Below are 21,901 nucleotides of genomic sequence, written 5' to 3' on the forward strand. Positions count from 1 at the left end.
CCGCCACCGCACCCATTTTTCACCATGTACCAAACCGCCTTCCTCGACTTGCCCCCCCTGACGAGCGCCGCTGGCCGGGTGCGGCTGCCGGGCTCCAAGAGCATCTCCAACCGCGTGCTGCTGCTGGCCGCGCTCAGCGCCGGCTGCACCACGCTGCACGAGGTGCTCGAGTCCGACGACACCCAAGTCATGCTGGCGGCCTTGCGCGCCTTGGGCTGCCGCATCGACGCCACGGGCGCGCAGACGCTGCAAGTGCACGGACTCGGCGGCCAGCTGGTGCAGCGCCAAGCGCAATTGTTTTTGGGCAACGCCGGCACCGCCATGCGCCCGCTCACGGCGGCGCTGGCGCTGCTGGCGGCCACCCAAGGGGCGCAGTTCGAGCTTGCCGGCGTGGCGCGCATGCACGAGCGCCCCATCGGCGATTTGCTCGACGCGCTGCGCCAGCTCGGCTGCCCGGTGCAGTGCTTGGGCCAAGAAGGCTACCCGCCGCTGCGCGTGGGCGACGGCGCGCAACACGCGCTGCGGCTGGACGAGGCCATCCGGGTGCGCGGCGACGTCTCGAGCCAGTTCCTCACCGCCTTGCTGCTGGCGCTGCCGCTGGTGAGCGCGCAACAGGCGATCGCGATCGAGGTGCAGGGCGAGCTGATCTCCAAGCCCTACATCGACATCACGCTGGCCATGCTGGCGCGCTTTGGTGTGCAGGTGCAGCGCGAGGGCTGGGAGCGCTTCGTCATCCCGGCGGGCAGCCAGTACCGCTCGCCCGGCGCGCTGCACGTCGAGGCCGATGCCTCGTCGGCGAGCTACTTTGTGGCGCTCGGAGCCATCGCGCCGCCCAGCCCCGGCAGCGCGGGCCTGCGCATCGAGGGCGTGGGGCTGGATTCGATTCAGGGCGACATCCGCTTCGTCGATGCCGTGCGCGCCATGGGCGCCGAAGTCGAGGGCCAGCCCAACGCGCTGCTCGTGCGCCGCGCTCGCTGGCCGCTGCGCGCCATCGACCTCGATTGCAACCACATCCCCGACGCCGCCATGACGCTGGCCGTGCTGGCGCTGTACGCCGACGGCCCGAGCGTGCTGCGCAACATCGCCAGCTGGCGCGTCAAAGAGACCGACCGTTTGGCCGCCATGGCCTGCGAGCTGCGCAAACTCGGGGCCCAAGTCGAGGAGGGCAGCGATTATCTGCGCATCGAGCCCCTGCCCGCCGACGGCAGCGGCTGGCGCAGCGCCAGCATCCACACCTACGACGACCACCGGGTGGCGATGTGCTTTGCCCTGGCCGCCTTCAACCCGGCGCGCATCAAAGTGCGGATCGAGGACCCGAAGTGCGTCGCCAAGACCTTCCCCGATTTTTTCGAGACCCTGTTCGCGGTCTGCCAGACCGATGCGGCCCACATCCCGGTGCTGTGCATCGACGGGCCCACGGCCTCGGGCAAGGGCACGCTGGCTACCGAGCTGGCGCAGCGCTTGGGCTACCACCGGCTCGATTCCGGCCTGCTGTACCGGCTGCTGGGCCTAGCGGCCGAGCGCGCCGGCATCGACACCCGCGCGCCGGCCCTGCAGCAGCCGGGCTGCGCCGCCGCGCTGGGCCAGCTGGCGCGCGAGCTGCCGCTGCGCTTTGAGGGCCAGCAAGTGTGGCTGGGGGACGAGGAGGTGAGCGCGGCCTTGCGCAGCGAAGCCGCTGGCATGGCGGCCTCGCGCGTGGCCGCGCTGCCCGAGGTGCGCGCCGCGCTGCTGGAGCTGCAGCGCAATTTCAGGCGCCTGCCCGGCCTCGTGGCCGACGGGCGCGACATGGGCACGGTGGTGTTCCCGGATGCCGCGCTCAAGGTCTATCTCACCGCCAGCGCCGAGCAGCGCGCCCAGCGGCGCCACCTGCAATTGATGGCGCAAGGCATCCCTGCTACAATGGCAGACCTTTTGGCTGACCTTCAGGCGCGCGATGAGCGCGATCGCTCGCGCAGCGCCGCGCCTTTGAAGCCAGCCGAGGGCGCCCGCCTACTGGACAACTCCGAGCAGAGCATCGAGCAATCGGTGCAACAGGTGCTCGACTGGTGGCAGGTGTGTAACTCAGGCCCCAACGGCCCCGCCGGCTGCCTCTGACAGCCGCAGGCCCGAGGGTTCACAACCATGAAACCCGCAGCGCCCGCTGGCCCTGCGTTTTTGTATCCGCCGCATGCCTTGTGATCGTTCCCTTGCAAGGCGCACGCGGCCCAGGAAGCCCCATGTCTGAATCTTTTTCCGCCCTTTTTGAAGAATCGCTCAAGCGCGCCGAAATGCGCCAAGGTGAGGTCATCACCGCCGAAGTGGTGCGCATCGAGCACAACCACGTCGTGGTCAACGCCGGCCTCAAATCCGAAGCCTACGTGCCGATTGCCGAATTCAAAAACGATCAGGGCGAACTCGAAGTCCAAGCCGGCGACTTCGTCTCGGTGGCCGTGGAAGCGGTCGAAAACGGCTACGGCGACACCATCCTGAGCCGCGACAAGGCCAAGCGGCTGGCTTCGTGGATGGCGCTCGAGCGCGCGCTCGAGTCCGGCGACTTCGTCACCGGCACCACCAGCATCAAGATCAAGGGTGGCCTCAAGGTCATGGTCAACGGCATCAGCGCCTTCCTGCCCGGTTCGCTGGTGGACAGCCGCCCGACCAAAGACCTCACGCCCTACGAAAACAAAACGCTCGAGTTCAAGGTCATCAAGCTTGACCGCAAGCGCAACAACGTGGTGCTGTCGCGCCGCGCCGTGGTCGAAGCCTCGATGGGCGAAGAGCGCGCCAAGCTGCTCGACACCCTGCGCGAAGGCGCGATCGTGCACGGCGTGGTGAAAAACATCACCGAATACGGCGCCTTCGTCGATCTGGGTGGCATCGACGGCCTGCTGCACATCACCGACATGGCTTGGCGCCGCGTGCGCCACCCGTCCGAAGTGGTGCAGCCGGGCCAAGAAGTCACGGCCAAAGTGCTCAAGTTCGACGCCGAAAAACAGCGCGTCAGCCTAGGCCTCAAGCAAATGGGCGACGACCCCTGGATGGGCGTGGCGCGCCGCTACCCGGCCAGCACGCGCATGTTCGGCAAAATCACCAACATCGCCGACTACGGTGCCTTCGTCGAACTCGAGCCCGGCATCGAAGGGCTGGTGCACGTCTCCGAAATGGACTGGACCAACAAGAACATCGCCCCCAACAAGCTGGTGGCCCTCGGTGACGAGGTCGAGGTCATGGTGCTCGAGATCGACGAAGACAAACGCCGCATCTCGCTGGGCATGAAGCAGTGCCGCGCCAACCCGTGGCACGAGTTTGCCGAAGCCACCAAGCGCGGCGACCGCGTCAAGGGCCCGATCCGCTCGATCACCGACTTTGGCGTGTTCGTCGGCCTCGCGGCCGGCATCGACGGTTTGGTGCACCTGTCGGACCTGTCGTGGAACGAGCCCGGCGAAACCGCGGTGCGCAACTTCAAGAAGGGCCAAGAGGTCGAGGCCATCGTGTTGGGCGTCGATGTCGAACGCGAGCGCATCAGCCTCGGCATCAAACAGCTTGACGGCGACCCATTCACCACCTTTGTGTCGATGAACGACAAGGGCGCGACCGTGGTCGGCAAGGTCAAGAGTGTCGATGCCAAAGGGGCCGAGATCGATCTGGGCTCCGACGTGGTCGGCTACCTGCGGGCCTCTGAAATCGCCCGCGACCGGGTCGAAGACGCGCGCAACGTGCTCAAAGAGGGCGACGAAGTCACGGCCGTGGTGGTCAACGTGGACCGCAAGACGCGCAACATCCAGCTCTCGATCAAAGCCAAAGACATGGCCGAGCAGCAAGAGGCCATGGCCAACCTGAGCCAGCAAAACGCGGGCAACGCAGGCACCACCAGCCTGGGGGCCTTGCTGCGCGCCAAACTCGACAACAACGGTTGATGCGGCCATGACGCGCAGCGATTTGGTGCAAGCTTTGGCCGAGCGCTTTGCTCAGTTGGGTCAGCGCGACGCCGAATTGGCCGTCAAAACCATCCTGTCGGCCATCGCGCAAGCCTTGGCCCAGGGGCAGCGCGTGGAAGTGCGCGGTTTTGGCAGCTTCACGCTCAGCGAGCGCGCGGCGCGCATGGGGCGCAACCCGCGCAGCGGCGAGAGCGTGGCCATCGAGGCCAAGCGCGTGCCGCATTTCAAACCCGGCAAAGCCCTGCGCGAGCAGGTCGATGCCGGGGGCGGCACCCCTTCCGCATAAAACCCAGCCCTAGCGCAGAGGGTGCAGGTGTGACGGGCTGGTCAGCCCGTTACAATCTTGCTCACCACTGGGGGCAAGCGTGAATTACCTCTCGTGGCTGCTCAAGGCAGCCATTTTTTTTGTCGTCTTTGCGTTCGCGCTCAACAACCAAGGCGCCGTGCGCTTGCATTGGTTTTTTGGCGCCTATTGGGACGCCCCGCTGGTGCTGGTGGTCTTGGCTGCCTTGGTGCTGGGGCTGGCGCTGGGGGTGGCGGTCATGACGCCGCTGTGGCTGCGGGCGCGCCGCGCCGCGCGGGCTGCGGCGGCGCCACCGGCCAACCAGCCCGAAACCAAAGCCAGCGGCGGCGAACTGCCCCCTCATGGAATTTGACCTGATCAGCCTGCTCTGGGGCCTGCCCGCTGCGTTTGCACTGGGCTGGCTGGCGTCGCGCTTTGATTTGCGCCAGATGCGGCTGGAAAACCGGCGCGCACCCAAGGCCTACTTTCGCGGCCTGAACCACCTGCTCAACGAGCAACACGACCAGGCCATCGATGCCTTCATCGAGGCCGTGCAAAACGACCCCGACACCTCCGAGCTGCACTTTGCGCTCGGCAATTTGTTTCGCCGCCGCGGTGACTACGACCGCGCCGTGCGGGTGCACGAACACCTGCTGGCGCGTTCGGACCTGTCGGCGCACGAGAGCGCGCGCGCACGCCATGCGCTGGCCCAAGATTTTTTGAAAGCGGGCTTGCTCGATCGGGCCGAGGCGGCGCTGCTGCGGCTCGAGGGCACGCCGCTTCAGACCGATGCCCGGCTGGCGCGGCTGGCCATTTACGAACGCACGCGCGACTGGGAGCAGGCCGCCGCCATGGCCGAGTTGCTGGAAGACGCCGGCCGCGGCAGCTTTCAGTTGCGGCTGGCGCATTACCGCTGTGAGCAAGCCGCCAGCTTGCGCCAGCAGCAACACACCACCGAGGCGCTGGTGTTGCTCGAGCAGCTGGTGCAGCGCATCCCCGAATCGGCGCGGGCTTGGGTGCAGTTGGCCGATCTGCGCCACAGCCTGCAGCAAACCGAAGGGGCTTGGGAGGCTTTGCAAGGCATGGTGCGGCATGTCCCGGGGCATTTGCCGCTGGTGGCGCACAATCTGGCGCTGTGGGGCAAGCGCTTGGGGCGCACGCCAGCCGTGCGCGCCTTGTTGCAGCAGTGGAGCGAGCAGCACGTCGCCTCGCTCGACGTCACCCAAGCCTTGGTCAGCCTCGAAGACGATGCGCAAGCCGCGCGCGCCCTCTACCTCGAGCACCTGCGCCGCGAACCCTCGCTGGTGGCCGCCAGCCTGTGGTTGGGCGGGTCGCAATGGGGATCGCCGGTAGAACAAAACCTCGTCAAGCCCGCGCTCGAACGCGCTTGCGAGCCGCTCAAGCGCTACCGCTGCGCCGGCTGCGGCTTTGAGGCGCGCCAGTATTTCTGGCATTGCCCCGGTTGCCAGAGCTGGGACAGCTACCCGCCCTTGCGCATCGAAGAACTCTAAACTCCAGCCGCCCACCCAGCCAGCCACCCAGCCTGCAGCCCCGCCATGCCTAGCCACCCACGCAGCGAAGTCTTGATCATCGGCGCGGGGCTGGCCGGTTTGGTCACGGCCTTGGAGTGCCTGCGCGCTGGCCGCAGCGTCACGCTGCTCGACCGCGACACCCCGCAGCGCCTAGGCGGCCTGGCGCGTTGGGCCTTTGGCGGCATGTGCTTGGTCGATACCCCGCTGCAGCGGCGCAAGCGCATCCCCGACAGCCCCGAGCGCGCGCTGCAAGACTGGCTGCGCTTTGGCGAGCTCGATGCCAGCGAGCTGTGGCCGCGGCGCTGGGCCGAACACTACGTGCAGCGCAGCACGCCCGAGGTCTATGAGTGGTTGCTCGGGCTGGGCCTGCGCTTTTTGCCTGCTGTCAACTGGGTCGAGCGCGGCCAGTACGGCGAGGGCAACAGCCTGCCGCGTTACCACGTGCTGTGGGGCACCGCCGCGCACCTGACGCAAACCGTGATCGCCGCCCTGCAGCAAGCCGGGCGCAGCAGCGGCGCACCACGGCTGCAGCTGCGGCACCGGCACCGCGTGACCGAACTCACGCAGCAGGCGGGCCGCATCAGCGGTGCCCTCGCCATCGACGAAAGCAGCGGGGCCGAGCAGCATTTTGAGGCCGAGCAGGTGGTGGTGGCCACCGGCGGCATCAACGGCAGCTTGGAGCAGGTGCGCCGCCACTGGCCCACGGCTGCCGCGGGCGCGGCTGCACCGAGCGAACTGCTCAACGGCGCCCACCCCTATGCCGATGGCGCGCTGCACGAGCGCGTGCAGGCCCTGGGTGGCCAAGTCACACACGCTGGGCGGATGTGGAACTACGCCGCCGGGGTGCCGCATCCGCAGCCGCATTTTGAGGGCCACGGGCTCTCGCTCATCCCCTGCAAATCGGCGCTCTGGCTCGACAGCGCTGGGCGGCGCATCGGGCCCCAACCCCTAGTGACCGGTTTTGACACCCACGACCTGTGCCAGCGGGTGGCGGCGCAGCCGCGCGGCTACACGTGGCAGTTGCTCAACTGGCGCATCGCCGCCAAAGAGCTGGCGATTTCGGGTGCCGAACACAACCTGCAGATCCGCGAGCGGCGCTGGCTGGCGTTTTTGCGCGAAACCCTGCTCGGCAACCACCGGCTGGTGCGCCAGATGCTGGCCGAGAGCCCGCATTTCATCGCCGCCGACACGCTGCCCGAGCTGGCGCAGCGCATGAACGCGCTGGCCGGCAACCCAGATCTGGCCCCCGGCACCCTAGAAACCACCGTCGCCGCCTACGACGCGCAGTTCAGCGCCGGGCTGGCGCACTGCAACGACGAGCAGATCCGCCGCATTCTGCACGCCCGCCTTTGGGGGCCCGATCGGCTGCGCACCTGTGCGCCCGCCCCCTTGAGCCAGCGCGGGGCCGGGCCCTACATCGCGATCCAACTGCGGCTCATCAGCCGCAAAAGCCTGGGCGGCTTGCAGACCGACTTGCACAGCCGGGTGCTGGACGCGCACGGCCAGCCGCTGCCCGGACTGTACGCCGTGGGCGAGGTGGCCGGATTCGGTGGCGGCGGGGCCTGCGGAAAACGCTCGCTCGAGGGCACCTTTTTGCCCGCCTGCATCCTGACGGCGCGTGCCGCGGCGCGCCACATCAACCAAGAAGCCACGCCATGAACGGTGCCCAAGCCTTGCTCAAATCCCTGGTCGATGCCGGGATCGACACCTGTTTCACCAACCCCGGCACCTCGGAGATGCACTTCGTCGCCGCGCTCGACCGCACACCGCAGATGCGCGCCGTGCTCACCTTGTTTGAGGGCGTGGCCACCGGGGCCGCCGACGGTTACGCGCGCATGGCCGACAAACCCGCCGCCACCTTGCTGCATCTGGGTTGCGGTTTGGGCAACGGGCTGGCCAACCTGCACAACGCCCGCAAGGCGCGGGTGCCGCTGCTCAACATCGTTGGCGACCACGCCCGCAGCCACGTGCAGCACGACGCGCCCTTGCAGTCGGACATCGAAACCGTGGCGCGCAACGCCTCGGCTTGGGTGCGCACCTCAGCCAGCACCCAAGTGCTGTGCCACGACGCCACCGAGGCGCTGGCCGCCTGCATCGGCCCGCCGGGTGCCGTGGCCACCCTGATCCTGCCCGCCGATGTGTCGTGGAGCGAGGGCGCGCAGCCGCAGGCCTTGGCCCCCGCTGCCGCGCCATCTTTGGCCAGCACCGCCAGCCTCGAGCGCTTGGCCCGCGTGCTGCAAGGCCCGGGGCGCAAGGCGCTGCTGCTGGGTGGGCGCGCACTGCGCCAGCCGGCCCTGCTGGCGGCGGCGCGCTTGGCCGCACACGCCGGGGTGGAGCTGTTTGCCGAAACCTTCCCAACCCGCCTGCAGCGCGGGGCCGGCCTGCCCGCAATCGAGCGCATCGCCTACTTGGCCGAACTGGCCTCGGTGCAATTGCGCGGGCTCGCGCATTTGATTTTGATCGACGCCAAAGAGCCTGTCTCGTTCTTTGCCTACCCCGGTCAAGCCAGCCGCTTGGTGCCTGATGGTTGCACCGTGCACACCCTGTGCAGCGCCGAGCAAGACGTGGCTGCCAGCCTAGAGCAACTGGTGCACACCGCAGGCGCGGCGCAAGCCACGCCCGCCTTGCAGCCAGTCCAGCGCCCCGCGCGCCCGAGCGGCAAGTTCAACGCCGACAAGGTCTGCAAAGCGCTTGGGCACCTGCTGCCCGAGCGCGCCATCGTCGTCGATGAAGCGCAAACCTCCGGTCTGCTGCTGCCGCTCTACACCGCTGGGGCGCCGGCGCACGACCTGCTGACCCTCACCGGCGGCGCGATCGGGCAGGGCCTGCCATGCGCCGTGGGGGCGGCGCTGGCCTGCCCGGACCGGCCGGTGATTGCGCTCCACGGCGACGGCTCAGCCATGTACACCCTGCAAGCGCTCTGGACCATGGCGCGCGAGCGGCTGCATGTGATCAACATCGTTTTTAATAACCGCAGCTATGCGATTTTGAACTTGGAGTTGCAGCGCGTCGGGGCCGAGGCCGGCGGCAGCGTCGCGCAGCAGCAGTTCGACCTGAGCCAGCCGGCGCTGGATTTCGTGGCGCTGGGGCAAGGCATGGGCGTGCCCTCGCGCCGCGCCAGCAGCACCGAGGATTTTCTGGCTGCCCTCGAACACGCCTTGGCCACACCGGGCCCGCACCTGATCGAAGCCGTGGTGCCGCGCTCGGTCAGCGGTTTGAAGCTGCGCCTGTTGCCCTATCTGCTGCGCTCGCTGCGCCACTTGCCGCGGCCGCTGGCGCTTGGCGTCAAGCGGGCCGTGGCGCCCTAAGCAGCCCGATCGCCCATCATTGCACCTCTTCCAGCGGCGGACAGGTGCAAAACAGGTTGCGGTCGCCATAGACGTTATCGACCCGCCCGACCGGGGGCCAGTACTTGCCGGCCAAGGCGCTGCCGTGCAAGGCGGCACCGACTTCGCGCGGGTAGGGGTGCGGCCAGTCTGTGCGCGTGAGCTGCGCGGCGCAGTGCGGGGCGTTCTTGAGCGGGTTGTCGGCGCGCGGCCAGTGGCCGGCTTCGATCTGACTGATTTCGGCCCGGATGGCGATCATGGCCTCGATGAAGCGCTCGATTTCGGCCAGCGGCTCGCTCTCGGTGGGCTCGACCATGAGCGTGTTGGCCACCGGAAAGCTGAGTGTGGGCGCGTGGAAGCCGTAGTCGATCAGGCGCTTGGCCACGTCTTCGGCCATCACGCCGCAGCTTTCCTTGAAGTGGCGCAAGTCGAGGATGCACTCGTGCGCCACGTGGCCGCTGTCGCTGGCGTACAGGGTGGGGTAGTGGGGGGCCAAGCGGCGGCTGATGTAGTTGGCGCTCAGGATGGCGCTCTCGGTGGCGGCGCGCAGGCCGTCGGCACCCATCATGCGGATGTACATCCACGAGATCGGCAGCACGGCGGCGTTGCCCAAAGGAGCAGAAGAGATGGCCCCCACGCTTGGCTGCTGCGCAGCCGCGCTGCCCCCCACGCCAGTCGCTGGCGCGGCGCGGCCGGTGTAGGCACCAGCAGCGGCGGCGCTGGCGTGGCCGGGCAGGTAGGGCAGCAGATCGGGTACCACGCACACCGGGCCGACGCCGGGGCCGCCGCCGCCGTGCGGGATGCAAAAGGTTTTGTGCAGGTTCAGGTGGCTCACGTCGCCGCCGAACTCGCCCGGCGCGGCCAAGCCCACCAGCGCGTTCAGGTTGGCGCCGTCGATATAGACCCGGCCGCCGTGGCGGTGGACCAGCGCGCACAGCTCGCGCACCGAGGTCTCGAACACGCCGTGGGTGCTGGGGTAGGTGATCATCACCGCCGCCAGCCGATCGCTGTATTGCTCGCACTTGGCTTGCAGATCGGCCATGTCCACGTTGCCGGCTTCGTCGCAGCGCGTCACCACCACCTGCAGCCCCACCATCTGTGCCGTGGCCGGGTTGGTGCCGTGCGCCGACTGCGGAATCAGGCAGATGTCGCGCTGACCTTGTCCGTTCGCAGCCTGCCAGGCGCGGATCGCCAGCAGACCGGCGTACTCGCCTTGCGAGCCGGCGTTGGGCTGCAAGCTGATGCCAGCGTAGCCGGTGGCCTGGCACAGCCAGTGCCGCAGTTGCTCGTCGAGCAGCCGGTAGCCCTGCATCTGCGCCGCCGGGGCGTAGGGGTGCATGTGGGCAAACTCGGGCCAGGTGATGGGGATCATCTCGCTGGTGGCGTTGAGCTTCATGGTGCACGAGCCCAGCGGGATCATCGTGCGGTCCAGCGCCAAATCGCGATCCGACAGCGACCGGATGTAGCGCAGCATGGCGGTTTCGCTGTGGTGGCGGTTGAACACCGGGTGCGCGAGGATGGCGCTGCGTCGGCGCAGCGCGGGCGGAATGCGCGCCGCGGTGTCGTGTTCCAATTCGCCTAGGCAGGTGAGCGCGTGCGCGCCGTCGGCCAGCAAGGCCCAGAGCCGGTGCAAATCGGCGCGGGTGCAGGTTTCGTCTAGGCTGATGCCGACCCAGGCGGCGCGCTCGCCCACGTAGCGACGCAGGTTGATGCCGGCGGCCACGGCGCGCTGGTGCAGCTGCTCGGCGGCGGCGGCGCTGCCCAGGTCGAGCGTGAGGGTATCGAAGGCGCTGTGGTGCACCAAGCGCACCCCGAGCTGCTCGAGCCCAGCGGCCAAGATGGCGGTGTAGCGCGCCACGCGCTCGGCGATGCGGCGCAGGCCCTGTGGGCCGTGATAGACCGCGTACATGCTGGCGATCACCGCCGGCAGCACTTGGGCGGTGCAGATGTTGGAGGTGGCTTTTTCGCGCCGGATGTGCTGCTCGCGCGTCTGCAGCGCCAGCCGGTAGGCGCGATGGCCGTGGGCATCCACACTCACCCCCACCAAGCGGCCGGGCAGCGAGCGCTTGAAGGGCTCGCGGCAGGCCAGAAAGGCGGCGTGCGGGCCGCCCGCGCCCATGGGCATGCCCAAGCGCTGGCTGCTGCCAAACACGATGTCGGCCCCCATCTCGCCCGGGGCCTTGAGCACGGCCAGCGCCAGCAGGTCGGTGGCCAGCAGCAGCGCCGCGCCTTTGGCGTGAATCAGGTCGGCGCTGGTTTGCCAATCGGCCAACCAACCGCTGCTGCTGGGGTATTGGTTGAGGGCGGCAAAGTAGTCGTCTTGCTGCAGCGCGGCCAGCCACTCGGGCCCAGAATGCACCAGCTGCACCACCAAGCCCAGCGGCGCGGCGCGGGTCTGCAGCACCTCGATGGTCTGCGGGTGGCAGTCGGCGCTGACCAAAATCGTGTGCCCGCTGGCCTTGACCGAGCGCTTGGCCAGCGTCATGGCTTCGGCCGCGGCCGTGGCTTCGTCGAGCATCGAGGCGTTGGCGATGTCCATCGCCGTGAGGTCGCAGACCAGGGTTTGGAAGTTGAGCAGCGCCTCCATGCGGCCCTGCGAAATCTCGGCCTGATAGGGGGTGTAGGCGGTGTACCAGGCCGGGTTTTCGAGGATGTTGCGCAGAATCACACCCGGCGTGTGGGTGCCGTAGTAGCCCTGACCGATGAAGCTGCGCAGCAGCTGGTTTTGCTGCGCGATGGCTTTGAGCTCGGCCAGCGCCGCCGCCTCACCCACGGCCGGCGGCAGCTGCATCGGTTCGGCGCGCACGATGCCGGGCGGCACGATGGCCCCGATCAAGGCGTTGCGCGAATCCGCACCGATGCCAGCGAGCATCTGCGCCTCGTCGGCGGCGCTCAAGCCGATGTGGCGGGCGTGGAATTCGGTCGGCTGCTCGAGCTCGCTCAAGCTGGGTAGGGCAGGGTGGGTCATCGCAGGCGGGTCTGGGGGAATGGGGCGGCGCGGGGTGGGGCGAAATGGGTTGGAGCGGCGGTGCGGTGCGGCGTTTACTGGGTCAGCTGGCTGTAGGCGGCTTCGTCGAGCAGGGCGTCGAGCTCGGCCGGTTGGCTCAGGCGCAGCTTGAAAAACCAGCCTGCGCCCAGCGGGTCGGTGTTGGCCAGCGCCGGGTCGGCGCGCAGCGCTTCGTTGACTTCGAGCACGGTGCCGCTCACCGGCATGTAGAGGTCGGCGGCGGCCTTGACCGATTCGACCACGCCAGCGACCGCTTTTTGTTCCAGCTGCGCGCCGACTTCGGGCAGTTCCACAAACACCACATCGCCCAGCGCGTCTTGGGCGTGGGCGGTGATGCCGACGGTGGCGCAGTCGCCATCGAGGCGCAGCCATTCGTGATCGGGGGTGAACTTAAGGCTCATGACAGGGTTTCCTTGCAGCTAAGGGGTGGAGTTTTGGGTCGCGCAGACCCGGGTGGGGGCGTACGAAATTTCGGCGGCGATTTCAGCCGCGATGGTAGCGCGTGGGCACGAAGGGCAGGGCGCTGACCGTCATCGGCACGGTTTTGCCGCGCACCACGGCGTGCAGCTGGCTGCCCAAGGCGGCGTATTCGGGCGGCACGTAGCCCATGGCAATCGGCTGGTTCAGGCTCGGGCTCAGCAGCCCGCTGCTCACTTGTCCGATGGTTTGGCCGCTGGCAGCATCCAGCAGGGGCGCGGGTTCGCGCACCGGCACGCGCTCGCTGGCCCGCAGCGCCACGCGCCGTCGAACCAGCGGCTGGCGGCCTTCGAGCTCGGCCAGCACGCGCTCGGCGCCGGCAAAGCCGCCGGCACGCGCGCCGCCGCTGCGCCGCACTTTCTGGATCGCCCAGCCAAGCGCCGCTTCGGCCGGGGTGGTGCCGGCATCGATGTCTTGCCCATACAGGCACAGCCCGGCTTCGAGGCGCAGCGAATTGCGCGCCCCCAAGCCCGCCGGCTGCACTTCGGGTTGCGCCAGCAGCGCGCGCGCAAAGGCGTCGGCAGCGGCTGCGGGCAGCGAGATCTCAAAGCCGTCTTCGCCGGTGTAGCCGCTGCGCGTGGCGTAGAGCGCGTGGCCCTGCCAAGGCAGCGCCGCGCCTTGCATGAACACCATCTTTTCAATCCCCGGCAGCAGCCGCTGCAAGGCCGTGGCGGCCAGTGGGCCCTGCAGCGCCAGCAGCGCTTGCTCGGGCAGGGCGTCGATGGCGCAGCGCTGGCCTAGGCGCGCTTGCAGGTAGGCCAGATCGGCGGCCTTGCAGGCCCCGTTGAGCACCAGCCACAGGTGGTCGCCGCGGTTGACGAACATCAGGTCGTCGAGGATGCCGCCGTCGTCGGCCAGCAGCAGGCCGTAGCGTTGCTGGTTCAGCCCGAGGCCGAGCACGTCCATCGGCAGCAGCGTTTCGAGCGCAGCCGCCGCGTCGGGGCCGCTCAGGCGCACCTGCCCCATGTGCGAGACGTCGAACAGGCTGGCGCTGGCGCGGGTGTGCAGGTGCTCGGCCAGCAGCCCGAGGCCGTTGCCCTGGTACTGCACCGGCAGCTCGTAGCCGGCAAAGGGCACCAAGCGCGCACTCAGCTCTTGGTGCAGCGCGTGCAGGGGCGTGCGCTGCAGGGCGGGGGCTGAAGGGGCAGCCGCAGTGGGGGTGCCATGGGGGGGCGAAGCAGCCAAAGCGGATGGGGTGCTTGGGGTGGATTGGGGTGCGCTCATGGCGCATGACTGTAGCGCAGAAAGCAGTCGCAGCCAGCGCAGGCGTCTGGTAGGTGCAATGAGCCTACGAAACAACCAGCGGGCAATAAAAACGGGCCACCGTCCGGATGGAGGGGCCCGCAGACGCTGCACCCAGCCTCTTAATCTTCGAGGTCGTCGGCCTCGTCGACGATGGCTTGTGCCGCGAGAAAGTACTTGTTGGTGGCCAGATCGCGCACGGTCTTGATGCCAAAAGCCGCTTTGAGCTTTTCCGCGTCGGCGGCCGAAACGCCATACAAGGCATCGACCGGGGCTTCGGCCACTTCGGATACGGGCAGGCCGTGGTAGGCCTTGTCCAAAACTTTAGAGAAATCCATGTTGACTCCTGAGGGTTGAAGAAAAACGGCGACGGCTTGATACTGAGCACCCGGCTCTGGTTCCCTGCTAGGCAGCGGGGGCCCAAAAACGTGGCCACCATCTACCCTAACACAGAATTTTGAAGCCCTTGCGAGGGGCCTCAGGGGGCCTTACATGCCCGCGTAATTCGGTCCGCCGCCGCCCTCAGGCGTGACCCAGACGATGTTTTGCGTCGGGTCTTTGATATCACAGGTTTTGCAGTGCACGCAGTTCTGGGCGTTGATCTGCAGGCGCTCGCCGCCGCCATCGGCCGCAACGAACTCGTACACCCCGGCTGGGCAGTAGCGTTGCTCGGGTCCGGCGTAGCGCGCCAGATTGATCTGCACGGGCACGGCGGCGTCGCGCAGCGTCAGGTGCGCTGGCTGGTGCTCGTTGTGGTTGGTGTTGCTCACAAAGACGCTGGAGAGGCGGTCGAAAGTGAGCTTGCCGTCGGGTTTGGGGTAGTCGATGCGCGCACACTCGGCCGCCGGGCGCAGCAAGCTGTGGTCGGGGGCGTGGCGGTGCACCGTCCACGGGGGGCGCTTGAGGCCGATTTTGGGCAGCAGCCAGTGCTCGATGCCGGTCATGAGCGCACCCACGGTGTTGCCTTTTTTGAACCACGATTTGAAGTTGCGCGCCTGGTCCAGCTCTTCGTGGAGCCAGCTTTGCTCAAACGCGGCCGGGTAGGCGCTCAGTTCGTCGCCACTGCGGCCGGCTTGCACCGCCTCAAAGGCGGCCTCGGCGCACAGCATGCCGCTTTTGATGGCCGCGTGACTGCCCTTGATGCGCGCGGCGTTCAGGTAGCCGGCTTCGCAGCCCACCAGCGCGCCGCCGGGGAATACGGTTTTGGGCAGACTCAGCAGGCCGCCGGCGGTGATGGCGCGCGCGCCGTAGCCGATGCGCTTGCCGCCCTGAATGTGGGCGCAGATGCTGGGGTGGGTTTTCCAGCGCTGCATCTCTTCAAACGGGCTCAACCAAGGGTTGGCGTAATCGAGCCCGACCACGAAGCCCAGCGTGACCCGGTTGCCCTCGAGGTGGTACAAAAAGCCGCCGCCGTAGGTGCGGGCATCCAGCGGCCAGCCGGCGGTGTGCACCACCAGGCCCGGTTTGGCCTGCTCAGGCGGGATTTCCCACAGTTCTTTGATGCCGATGCCGTAGGCTTGCGGGTCTTTGCCTGCATCCAGCGCAAAGCGCTCGATCAACTGCTTGCCCAAGTGGCCGCGCGCACCCTCGGCAAAGACGGTGTATTTGGCGTGCAACTCCATGCCCAGTTGGAAGTCGGGCCCCGGTTGCCCGTCTTTGCCCAACCCCAGGTGGCCGGTGGCCACGCCCTTGACCGCGCCGGATTCGGTGTACAGCAGCTCGGCCGCAGCAAAGCCGGGAAAAATCTCCACGCCCAGCGCTTCGGCCTGCTCGCCCAGCCACTTGCACACCGCCCCAAGGCTGATCACGTAGCAGCCGTGGTTGTGAAAATTGCGCGGCACCAGCCAGTCCGGGGTGCGGGTGGCCGATTTTTCTTTCAAAAACAGCACGTCGTCGCCGCTCACGCTCTGGTGCAAGGGCGCCCCGCGCTCTTTCCAGTCGGGCAGCAGCTCGCTCAGGGCACGCGGGTCCATGACCGCGCCCGACAAAATATGCGCCCCGGGTTCGGAGCCCTTTTCCAGCACGCAGACGCTCAACTCGGCCCCTTTTTCGGCCGCCAACTGCTTGAGACGGATGGCGCAAGCCAGCCCGGCCGGGCCGCCGCCGACCACGACCACGTCGTATTCCATGGCCTCGCGTGGGCCGTGTTGTTCCAGTAGCGATTCAGGGGTTTTCATGCGGTATTGCGGTGATTGAGGGCGGCACAGCCGTGTGCCTAAACTTACGGCAAACTGTCAGATTCGAGGGTGCGCCATTGTAGGCGGCGCGCGGCCTGCATGGCCGTCGTTTGCGCGACTCAGGAGCCGCTGGCGCGGGTAAACCCTGAGTTTCGGGCATGAAAAAACCGCCACGATGGGGCGGCGGTTTATGAGTTGCCGGTGTTGACACCCAAAGCCAAGCCGCGCGCACCCCTAAGCTGGGGTGCGCAGCGGCAGGGCGCCTTAGCGGTCGCGCGCGAACGGACGTGGCCGCGGAGTGGCATCGCTCGAAGGCGGCAGGTGCGGCAGGGTGATGCGCGGTTGATCACCGGTGAGGGTTCTGAGGAAGGCGACGATGTCGGCGTTTTCGCGCTCGCTAAAGCGCCGGCCCAGTTGCAACCGGCCCATGATATCGACGGCTTGAGTCAGGGTGTCGGCACCGCCGTCGTGGAAGTAGGGGTAAGTCAGTTCCACGTTGCGCAGTGTGGGCACCTTGAAGTTGAAGCGGTCGGCGTCAAGTCCGGTGACAGCGGCGCGCCCAATCACGGTGGCCCCGGCACGGCTGTGGTAGGGTTCGACCACACCCATTTTCTGGAACGCAGTGCCACCCAAGTTGGGGCCGTTGTGGCAGGCAACGCACCCCACTTCGTTGAATAGCCGGTAACCGTTGAGCTCGTTGGCGTTGAGGGCCGTGGTCTCACCCAGCAGCCATTGGTCAAAGCGCGAGTTTGGCGTCATGAGGGTGGTTTGGAACTCGGCCAGTGCAGCCGTAACCATGTCCATGGTGATGCCCTCTTTGCCAAAAACCAAGCGGAACTGCCGCACGTACCCCGGAATGGATTCGAGCACGTCGATGGCGAGCTCGTGCGTGAACGCCATTTCGCCCGGGTTGGCGATCGGGCCGCCGGCCTGTTCGCGCAGGGTGGCGGCGCGCCCGTCCCAGAACTGGGCCAAGTTGAGCGCCGAGTTGAACACGGTGGGCGAGTTGATCGGGCCCTCTTGCCATTTGTCACCGATCGAGGTGCGCAGGTGGTCGGCGCCGCCGCGCATGACGTTGTGGCAGGAGTTGCACGAAATGAAGCCCGACATGGACAGGCGCGGCTCAAAGAACAGCTTTTTGCCCAGCTCCACCTTGCCCAAGTTGACATTGGGAGCGGGCCGAATGGGGGCGTAGAGGTGCTTGAACGGATCGGATGCAGCAGCCGGTGCGGTTGGGATGGGCGGCACGGTGGTGCGCGCTGGCGTGGCTTGGGCGGCGCCGCGTGCCGGGGTGGCTGGGGCCGCCGCGCGCGCCGGAGCAGTTGCCCCACCCGCGCCCGTGGTGGCAGAAGCGACACGCACCGGCGCTTGGGTATTGGACGATGCGGCGGCGAAACCGCTCACGGCGAGCGCGACGGCGGCGGCGATAACCTGAATCTTCATGGTAGACGCTCCTAGGGGGTTGTGAAACTAGCTGGACTCAGCATAATCCCTAAATAGCTTAAGGTTTTTGACGCAGATCAAAGTTGTAAGCAATCGTTGCAAAAAGTGTGCAAATATTTTTGGCCCACCCTCCACTGCCGCGCTGACTTGGGCGCCGCCAGTGCCGGCTTTGGCGCACCGGCGCTGGCAGCGGTGACGTTCTACAATCGAGCGCAATGAAGATTCTTCTGTCCAACGACGACGGCTACCAAGCAGCGGGCATCGTGGCTTTGTACGAGGCCCTGTGCGAGGTTGCCAGCGTCGAGGTGGTGGCGCCCGAGCACAACAACAGCGCCAAATCCAACGCGCTCACGCTGCATTCCCCGCTCTACATCCATCGGGCGCCCAACGGCTTTCGCTACGTCAACGGCACCCCGGCCGATTGCGTGCACATCGCCCTGACCGGCTTGCTGGGTTACACGCCCGACCTGGTGGTCTCGGGCATCAACAACGGCGCCAACATGGGCGACGACACGATCTACTCCGGCACCGTGGGCGCGGCCATGGAGGGCTACCTGTTTGGTGTGCCAGCGATCGCCTTTTCGCAGACCGAAAAGGGCTGGCGCCACCTCGACGCCGCAGCCGCCAAGGCACAGGAGCTGGTACGGCAGCTGCTGCCTTCGTTGCAGCCGCAGTCTGGCGCGCAGCACCCCGCCGAGCCCTGGTTGCTCAACGTCAACGTGCCGTGCCTGCCTTTGGGCGAACTGCGCGGCTTCAAGGTGGCGCGGCTGGGGCGGCGCCACGCGGCCGAGCGCGTGATCACCCAAATGAACCCGCGCGGCGACACCATGTACTGGATCGGCAGCGCCGGCCCGGCCAAGGACGACGCCGAAGGCACCGATTTCCATGCCACCGAGCACGGCTTTGTCACCGTCACGCCGCTGCAGATCGACCTCACCGACCATGCCCGCTTGGCCTACTGGGGCCAGTCGGTGGCGCAGTGGTCGCGCGCGCACCCGCGCACAGCCGCAGCACAGCCGCCAGATGGGCCCAAACCTCTTGGTACGGAGCCGGCGCAGCCATGAACCGCTCCAAAGCCGGTGGCGCTGGCCCGGCTTCGGGCGCTGCGGCGCGCCCAGCCACGCGCCCGGCTTTTCCGGCGCAGATTCCGGGCCTGACGTCCCAGCCTGCGGCCCCCAGCGCTGCGGGCGCACAGGTGGCCAAGTCTGGCAGCGCGGGCAAGTACGGCGCCACGCCTGCCGCTGCACCAGCCCCTCAAGGTGGCGGGCTCGATTCGGAAGCGGTGCGGCTGGCGCTGGTGCGCCGCTTGGTGGCGCAAGGTTTGCAGCACCCGGCAGTGGAGCGTGCCATGGCCACCGTGCCGCGGCACCGTTTCGTCGATAGCGCGCTGGCTTCGCAGGCCTACGAAGACATCAGTCTACCGATCGGCTTGGGGCAGACGATCTCGCAGCCCACCATCGTGGCGCGCATGCTGGAGCTGCTGTGCACCGGTCGACCGCTGCCGCTGGGGCGGGTGCTGGAAGTGGGCACCGGCTGCGGCTACCAAGCGGCGCTGCTGAGCCTGTTGTGCCACGAGGTGTACAGCATCGAGCGCCTGCGCGGCCTGCACGAGCGCGCGCGCGAGAACCTGCGCGAACTGCGCTTGCCCAACCTGCACCTGCTGTTGGGTGACGGCATGGCTGGGTATCCGGCTGGGGCGCCCTATGCGGGCATCGTCGCCGCTGCCGCTGGGCCCGAGTTGCCCGGCGCTTGGCTCGAGCAGCTGGCCATCGGTGGCCGCTTGGTGGCGCCCACGGAACTCAGCCCCGGCCAGCAACATCTGGTGCTGATCGAGCGCACGGCACAGGGCTTGAGCCGGCAGGTGCTCGATGCGGTGCGCTTTGTCCCCCTAAAATCGGGTTTGGGCTGATGAGCGCATCGGCCCGATTGGGCTTTTGATGAGGTATGGGTATGAATGCATGGGTTGAGTCCGCTGGGTTTTTGCAGGGTGGCACGCGCTGGGCAGGAATGGGTTTAGGGCGCGCGGTCGCTTGGGGCGGTGTGGCGGCGGTGGCGCTGGCGCTGCTCGGGTGCGCCGCACCCACGGCCCAACGCGCTCCTGTGACCGAACGCAGCCCGCAACCCACGGTGCGCGCCGCGGCGGCTCCGCTGCCGCCTGGTGCCGAAAACGCCGGCCTGCCGGGCTTTTACACCGTGCGCCCCGGCGACACCTTGATCCGCATTGGCCTTGAAACGGGCCAAAGCTGGCGCGACATCGCTGCCTGGAACGGCATCACCAACCCAGACCGGATCGAGGTTGGGCAGGTGTTGCGCGTGGCACCGCCTGTGGTGGTGTCGGCGGCGGCTCGTCCGCCTGGGGCTGTGGCCGCTGCGCCCGCTGGGGCCACCCCTGCACCGGGCGCAGCCGGGACCACGGCAGCGCCGGTGGCCACCCCGAGCGTCCAAGGTCGGCCGCTCACTGACCCCACCCCAGCTGCTGCACCCGAGCAGCCCCGGGCAGCACCTGCTGAGGTGGCTCCGGTGGCTGCAGCCCCTGCACCAGCCGCCGGTGCTGCGGAAACCATCAGCCTGATCTGGCCTGCGGCCGGGCCGGTGATCGAATCCTTTGACGAATCGCGCAACAAGGGCATCGGCATTGCAGGCCGCGCCGGTGACCCGGTGCTGGCGGCGGCAGCGGGCCGGGTGGTGTATGCGGGGTCGGGACTGCGCGGTTACGGCAATCTGGTGATCATCAAGCACAACAACACCTTCCTCACCGCCTACGCGCACAACCAGGCGCTGCTGGTGCGCGAAGACCAGATGGTGCGCCAGGGGCAGCGCATCGCCGACATGGGCAGCAGCGACGCCGACCGGGTCAAGCTGCACTTTGAGGTGCGGCGCCAAGGTCGTCCGGTCGACCCGTCGGCTTTTTTGCCCCGGCGTTGATGGCACTCGCTCTGGCCCCAGCGGCCCAACCAAACCCTGCCTGCGCCCACGATCGCTCCGAGCCCGAACCAGCGCCCGCCGCCAGCACTTCACCTGCTGCCGGCCCGGCACCGGTTGCGGGGGCGCCCAGCGCGCTGCCGGTTTCCACTTGGCTGTGCGTCGATGCCATGGACCTCGATGCCCAAGGCGTGGCGCGGCGCCCCGATGGCAAGGTGGTGTTCATCGACGGCGCCCTGCCTACCGAGTGGGTGAGCGCGCACACGCGGCGCAGCAAAAACCAGTGGGAGCAGGCCGATCTGCTCGCCATCCACCGCGAATCGGCCCTGCGCGTGCGCCCGCGTTGCCCGCATTTTGGCTTGCATGCCGGGGCCTGCGGCGGCTGCAAGATGCAGCACCTAGAGCCCGGGGCGCAGGTGGCGATGAAGCAGCGCGTGCTCGAAGACAACTTGTGGCACCTGGCCAAGGTGCGGCCTGAATCCATTTTGCCGCCGATCGTCGGCCCGGCTTGGGGCTACCGCTACCGCGCCCGCCTGTCGGTGCGCTATGTGGCCAAAAAAGCGCAGGTGCTGGTGGGCTTTCATGAGCGCAAGAGCCGCTATGTGGCCGATATGCGCGTCTGCCCGGTGCTGGCGCCGCAGGTGAGCGCACTGCTGCTGCCCTTGCGCGAGCTGTTCGGGGCCATGGACGCGCGCGAAACCTGCCCGCAGATCGAGCTGGCGGTGGGCGATGCGCTCACGGCGCTGGTGCTGCGCCATCTGCAACCCTTAAGCGCTGCCGACTGCGCGCGTTTGCGCGCTTTTGCACTCAGCCACAGCACGCCCGAATCCCCGATCCAGTGGTGGCTGCAGCCCAAGGGCCCCGACAGCGTGCATTTGCTGGATGAGTCCGCCGATCTGCCGCGCCTAGACTACGCCTTGTCCGAATTCGGGCTGCGCATACCTTTTAGGCCCACCGATTTCACCCAAGTCAACCCGCACATCAACCGCGTGCTGGTGGGGCGTGCTGTGCGCCTGCTGGCACCGCAAGCCCACGAGCGCGTGATCGACTGGTTCTGCGGCTTGGGCAACTTCACCCTGCCGCTGGCCACCCAAGCGCGTGAGGTGCTGGGCATCGAGGGCAGCGCGGCGCTGGTGGCGCGTGCTCAAAGCAACTGGGCCGAGAACCAAAGCCTGCGCGGTGGGTTGGCCCCCACCCGGTTCGAGGCGCGCAACCTGTTCGAGCTCACGCCGCAACAGCTGTGCGCTGATGGCGTGGCCGACAAATGGCTGGTGGACCCGCCGCGCGAGGGCGCCTTTGCGCTCGTCAAAGCGCTGGCCGACTGGCAGCAGGCGCAGGCCAGTGTGGCCAATGACGCCGCAGCACACGTAACCGTCGCCGGCGCACTCGATTGGCGCCCCCCACAGCGCATCGTGTACGTGAGCTGCAACCCGGCCACGCTGGCGCGCGACGCCGGCCTGCTGGTGCACCAAGCGGGCTACCGCTGCACGGCGGTTGGGGTGGTGAACATGTTTGCCCACACCGCGCACGTGGAGAGCATGGCGGTGTTCGAGCGCGTGGCTGGCGGCTGAGGCG

At 67.9% G+C, this 21,901-nt stretch carries 17 protein-coding genes; 11 read left to right on the forward strand and 6 right to left on the reverse strand.

All coding sequences use genetic code 11. The features are described 5' to 3' along the window. The first annotated feature begins 24 nt into the window (after positions 1–24). The 7 genes from ACVMK0_RS03780 (at position 25) to ACVMK0_RS03810 (ending at position 9,040) form a co-directional block, all read left to right on the forward strand. Positions 25–2,094, forward strand: a complete 2,070-nt coding sequence (locus ACVMK0_RS03780; protein WP_476464358.1) for a bifunctional 3-phosphoshikimate 1-carboxyvinyltransferase/cytidylate kinase — start codon at positions 25–27, stop codon at positions 2,092–2,094. 122 nt (positions 2,095–2,216) lie between these two features. Continuing rightward, positions 2,217–3,896 (forward strand): 30S ribosomal protein S1, encoded by a 1,680-nt coding sequence (gene rpsA / locus ACVMK0_RS03785; protein WP_045535146.1) that lies wholly within the window; start codon positions 2,217–2,219, stop codon positions 3,894–3,896. Positions 3,897–3,903: 7 nt separating this feature from the next. After that, positions 3,904–4,203: an integration host factor subunit beta gene (locus ACVMK0_RS03790; protein WP_045535147.1), complete on the forward strand. Its 300-nt coding sequence runs from the start codon at positions 3,904–3,906 to the stop codon at positions 4,201–4,203. Between the two features lie 79 nt (positions 4,204–4,282). Continuing rightward, the gene (locus tag ACVMK0_RS03795) at positions 4,283–4,573 is read left to right on the forward strand and encodes a lipopolysaccharide assembly protein LapA domain-containing protein (RefSeq protein ID WP_045535148.1); all 291 of its coding nucleotides are present in this window, start codon (positions 4,283–4,285) and stop codon (positions 4,571–4,573) included. Next, complete coding sequence (gene lapB / locus ACVMK0_RS03800) at positions 4,563–5,711, forward strand: lipopolysaccharide assembly protein LapB (RefSeq protein ID WP_045535150.1); 1,149 nt, start codon at positions 4,563–4,565, stop codon at positions 5,709–5,711. Before ACVMK0_RS03795 ends, lapB begins: the two co-directional genes overlap by 11 nt. A gap of 45 nt (positions 5,712–5,756) precedes the next feature. Then, a complete protein-coding gene (locus ACVMK0_RS03805) occupies positions 5,757–7,391 on the forward strand; it encodes an FAD-binding dehydrogenase (protein ID WP_476464359.1) in 1,635 nt (544 codons plus the stop codon). Next, positions 7,388–9,040 carry an acetolactate synthase large subunit gene (locus ACVMK0_RS03810; protein ID WP_476464360.1) on the forward strand — a complete coding sequence of 551 codons (1,653 nt, stop codon included), beginning with the start codon at positions 7,388–7,390 and terminating at the stop codon, positions 9,038–9,040. The genes ACVMK0_RS03805 and ACVMK0_RS03810 overlap by 4 nt, the downstream gene beginning before the upstream one ends. A gap of 16 nt (positions 9,041–9,056) precedes the next feature. Here ACVMK0_RS03810 and gcvP read toward each other — a convergent pair whose 3' ends face one another. The 6 genes from gcvP to ACVMK0_RS03840 form a co-directional block, all read right to left on the reverse strand. Continuing rightward, positions 9,057–12,026, reverse strand: coding sequence for an aminomethyl-transferring glycine dehydrogenase (gene gcvP / locus ACVMK0_RS03815; RefSeq protein WP_476464361.1), 2,970 nt, complete (start codon positions 12,024–12,026; stop codon positions 9,057–9,059). A gap of 74 nt (positions 12,027–12,100) precedes the next feature. After that, positions 12,101–12,466 (reverse strand): glycine cleavage system protein GcvH, encoded by a 366-nt coding sequence (gcvH, locus tag ACVMK0_RS03820; protein WP_045535158.1) that lies wholly within the window; start codon positions 12,464–12,466, stop codon positions 12,101–12,103. An 82-nt stretch (positions 12,467–12,548) separates the two neighbouring features. Further along, a complete protein-coding gene (gene gcvT, locus ACVMK0_RS03825) occupies positions 12,549–13,766 on the reverse strand; it encodes a glycine cleavage system aminomethyltransferase GcvT (RefSeq protein WP_476464362.1) in 1,218 nt (405 codons plus the stop codon). A 140-nt stretch (positions 13,767–13,906) separates the two neighbouring features. After that, a complete protein-coding gene (locus ACVMK0_RS03830; RefSeq protein WP_045535162.1) occupies positions 13,907–14,122 on the reverse strand; it encodes a hypothetical protein in 216 nt (71 codons plus the stop codon). A gap of 150 nt (positions 14,123–14,272) precedes the next feature. Beyond that, complete coding sequence (locus ACVMK0_RS03835; protein ID WP_476464363.1) at positions 14,273–15,961, reverse strand: electron transfer flavoprotein-ubiquinone oxidoreductase; 1,689 nt, start codon at positions 15,959–15,961, stop codon at positions 14,273–14,275. 264 nt (positions 15,962–16,225) lie between these two features. Then, positions 16,226–17,404 carry a cytochrome-c peroxidase gene (locus tag ACVMK0_RS03840; RefSeq protein WP_476464364.1) on the reverse strand — a complete coding sequence of 393 codons (1,179 nt, stop codon included), beginning with the start codon at positions 17,402–17,404 and terminating at the stop codon, positions 16,226–16,228. A 215-nt stretch (positions 17,405–17,619) separates the two neighbouring features. Here ACVMK0_RS03840 and surE point away from each other — a divergent pair, with 215 nt between their 5' ends. The 4 genes from surE (at position 17,620) to rlmD (ending at position 21,897) form a co-directional block, all read left to right on the forward strand. Then, a complete protein-coding gene (gene surE, locus ACVMK0_RS03845; protein ID WP_045535166.1) occupies positions 17,620–18,468 on the forward strand; it encodes a 5'/3'-nucleotidase SurE in 849 nt (282 codons plus the stop codon). Further along, on the forward strand, positions 18,465–19,313 hold the full coding sequence (locus tag ACVMK0_RS03850) for a protein-L-isoaspartate(D-aspartate) O-methyltransferase (protein WP_476464365.1): 849 nt from the start codon (positions 18,465–18,467) through the stop codon (positions 19,311–19,313). Before surE ends, ACVMK0_RS03850 begins: the two co-directional genes overlap by 4 nt. A gap of 98 nt (positions 19,314–19,411) precedes the next feature. Next, a complete protein-coding gene (locus ACVMK0_RS03855; RefSeq protein ID WP_045535168.1) occupies positions 19,412–20,329 on the forward strand; it encodes a peptidoglycan DD-metalloendopeptidase family protein in 918 nt (305 codons plus the stop codon). Further along, positions 20,329–21,897 (forward strand): 23S rRNA (uracil(1939)-C(5))-methyltransferase RlmD, encoded by a 1,569-nt coding sequence (rlmD, locus tag ACVMK0_RS03860; protein ID WP_476464366.1) that lies wholly within the window; start codon positions 20,329–20,331, stop codon positions 21,895–21,897. Before ACVMK0_RS03855 ends, rlmD begins: the two co-directional genes overlap by 1 nt. The last annotated feature ends 4 nt before the right edge of the window (positions 21,898–21,901 follow it).

The sequence above is a fragment of the Serpentinimonas sp. SSL01 genome, from assembly GCF_056323735.1.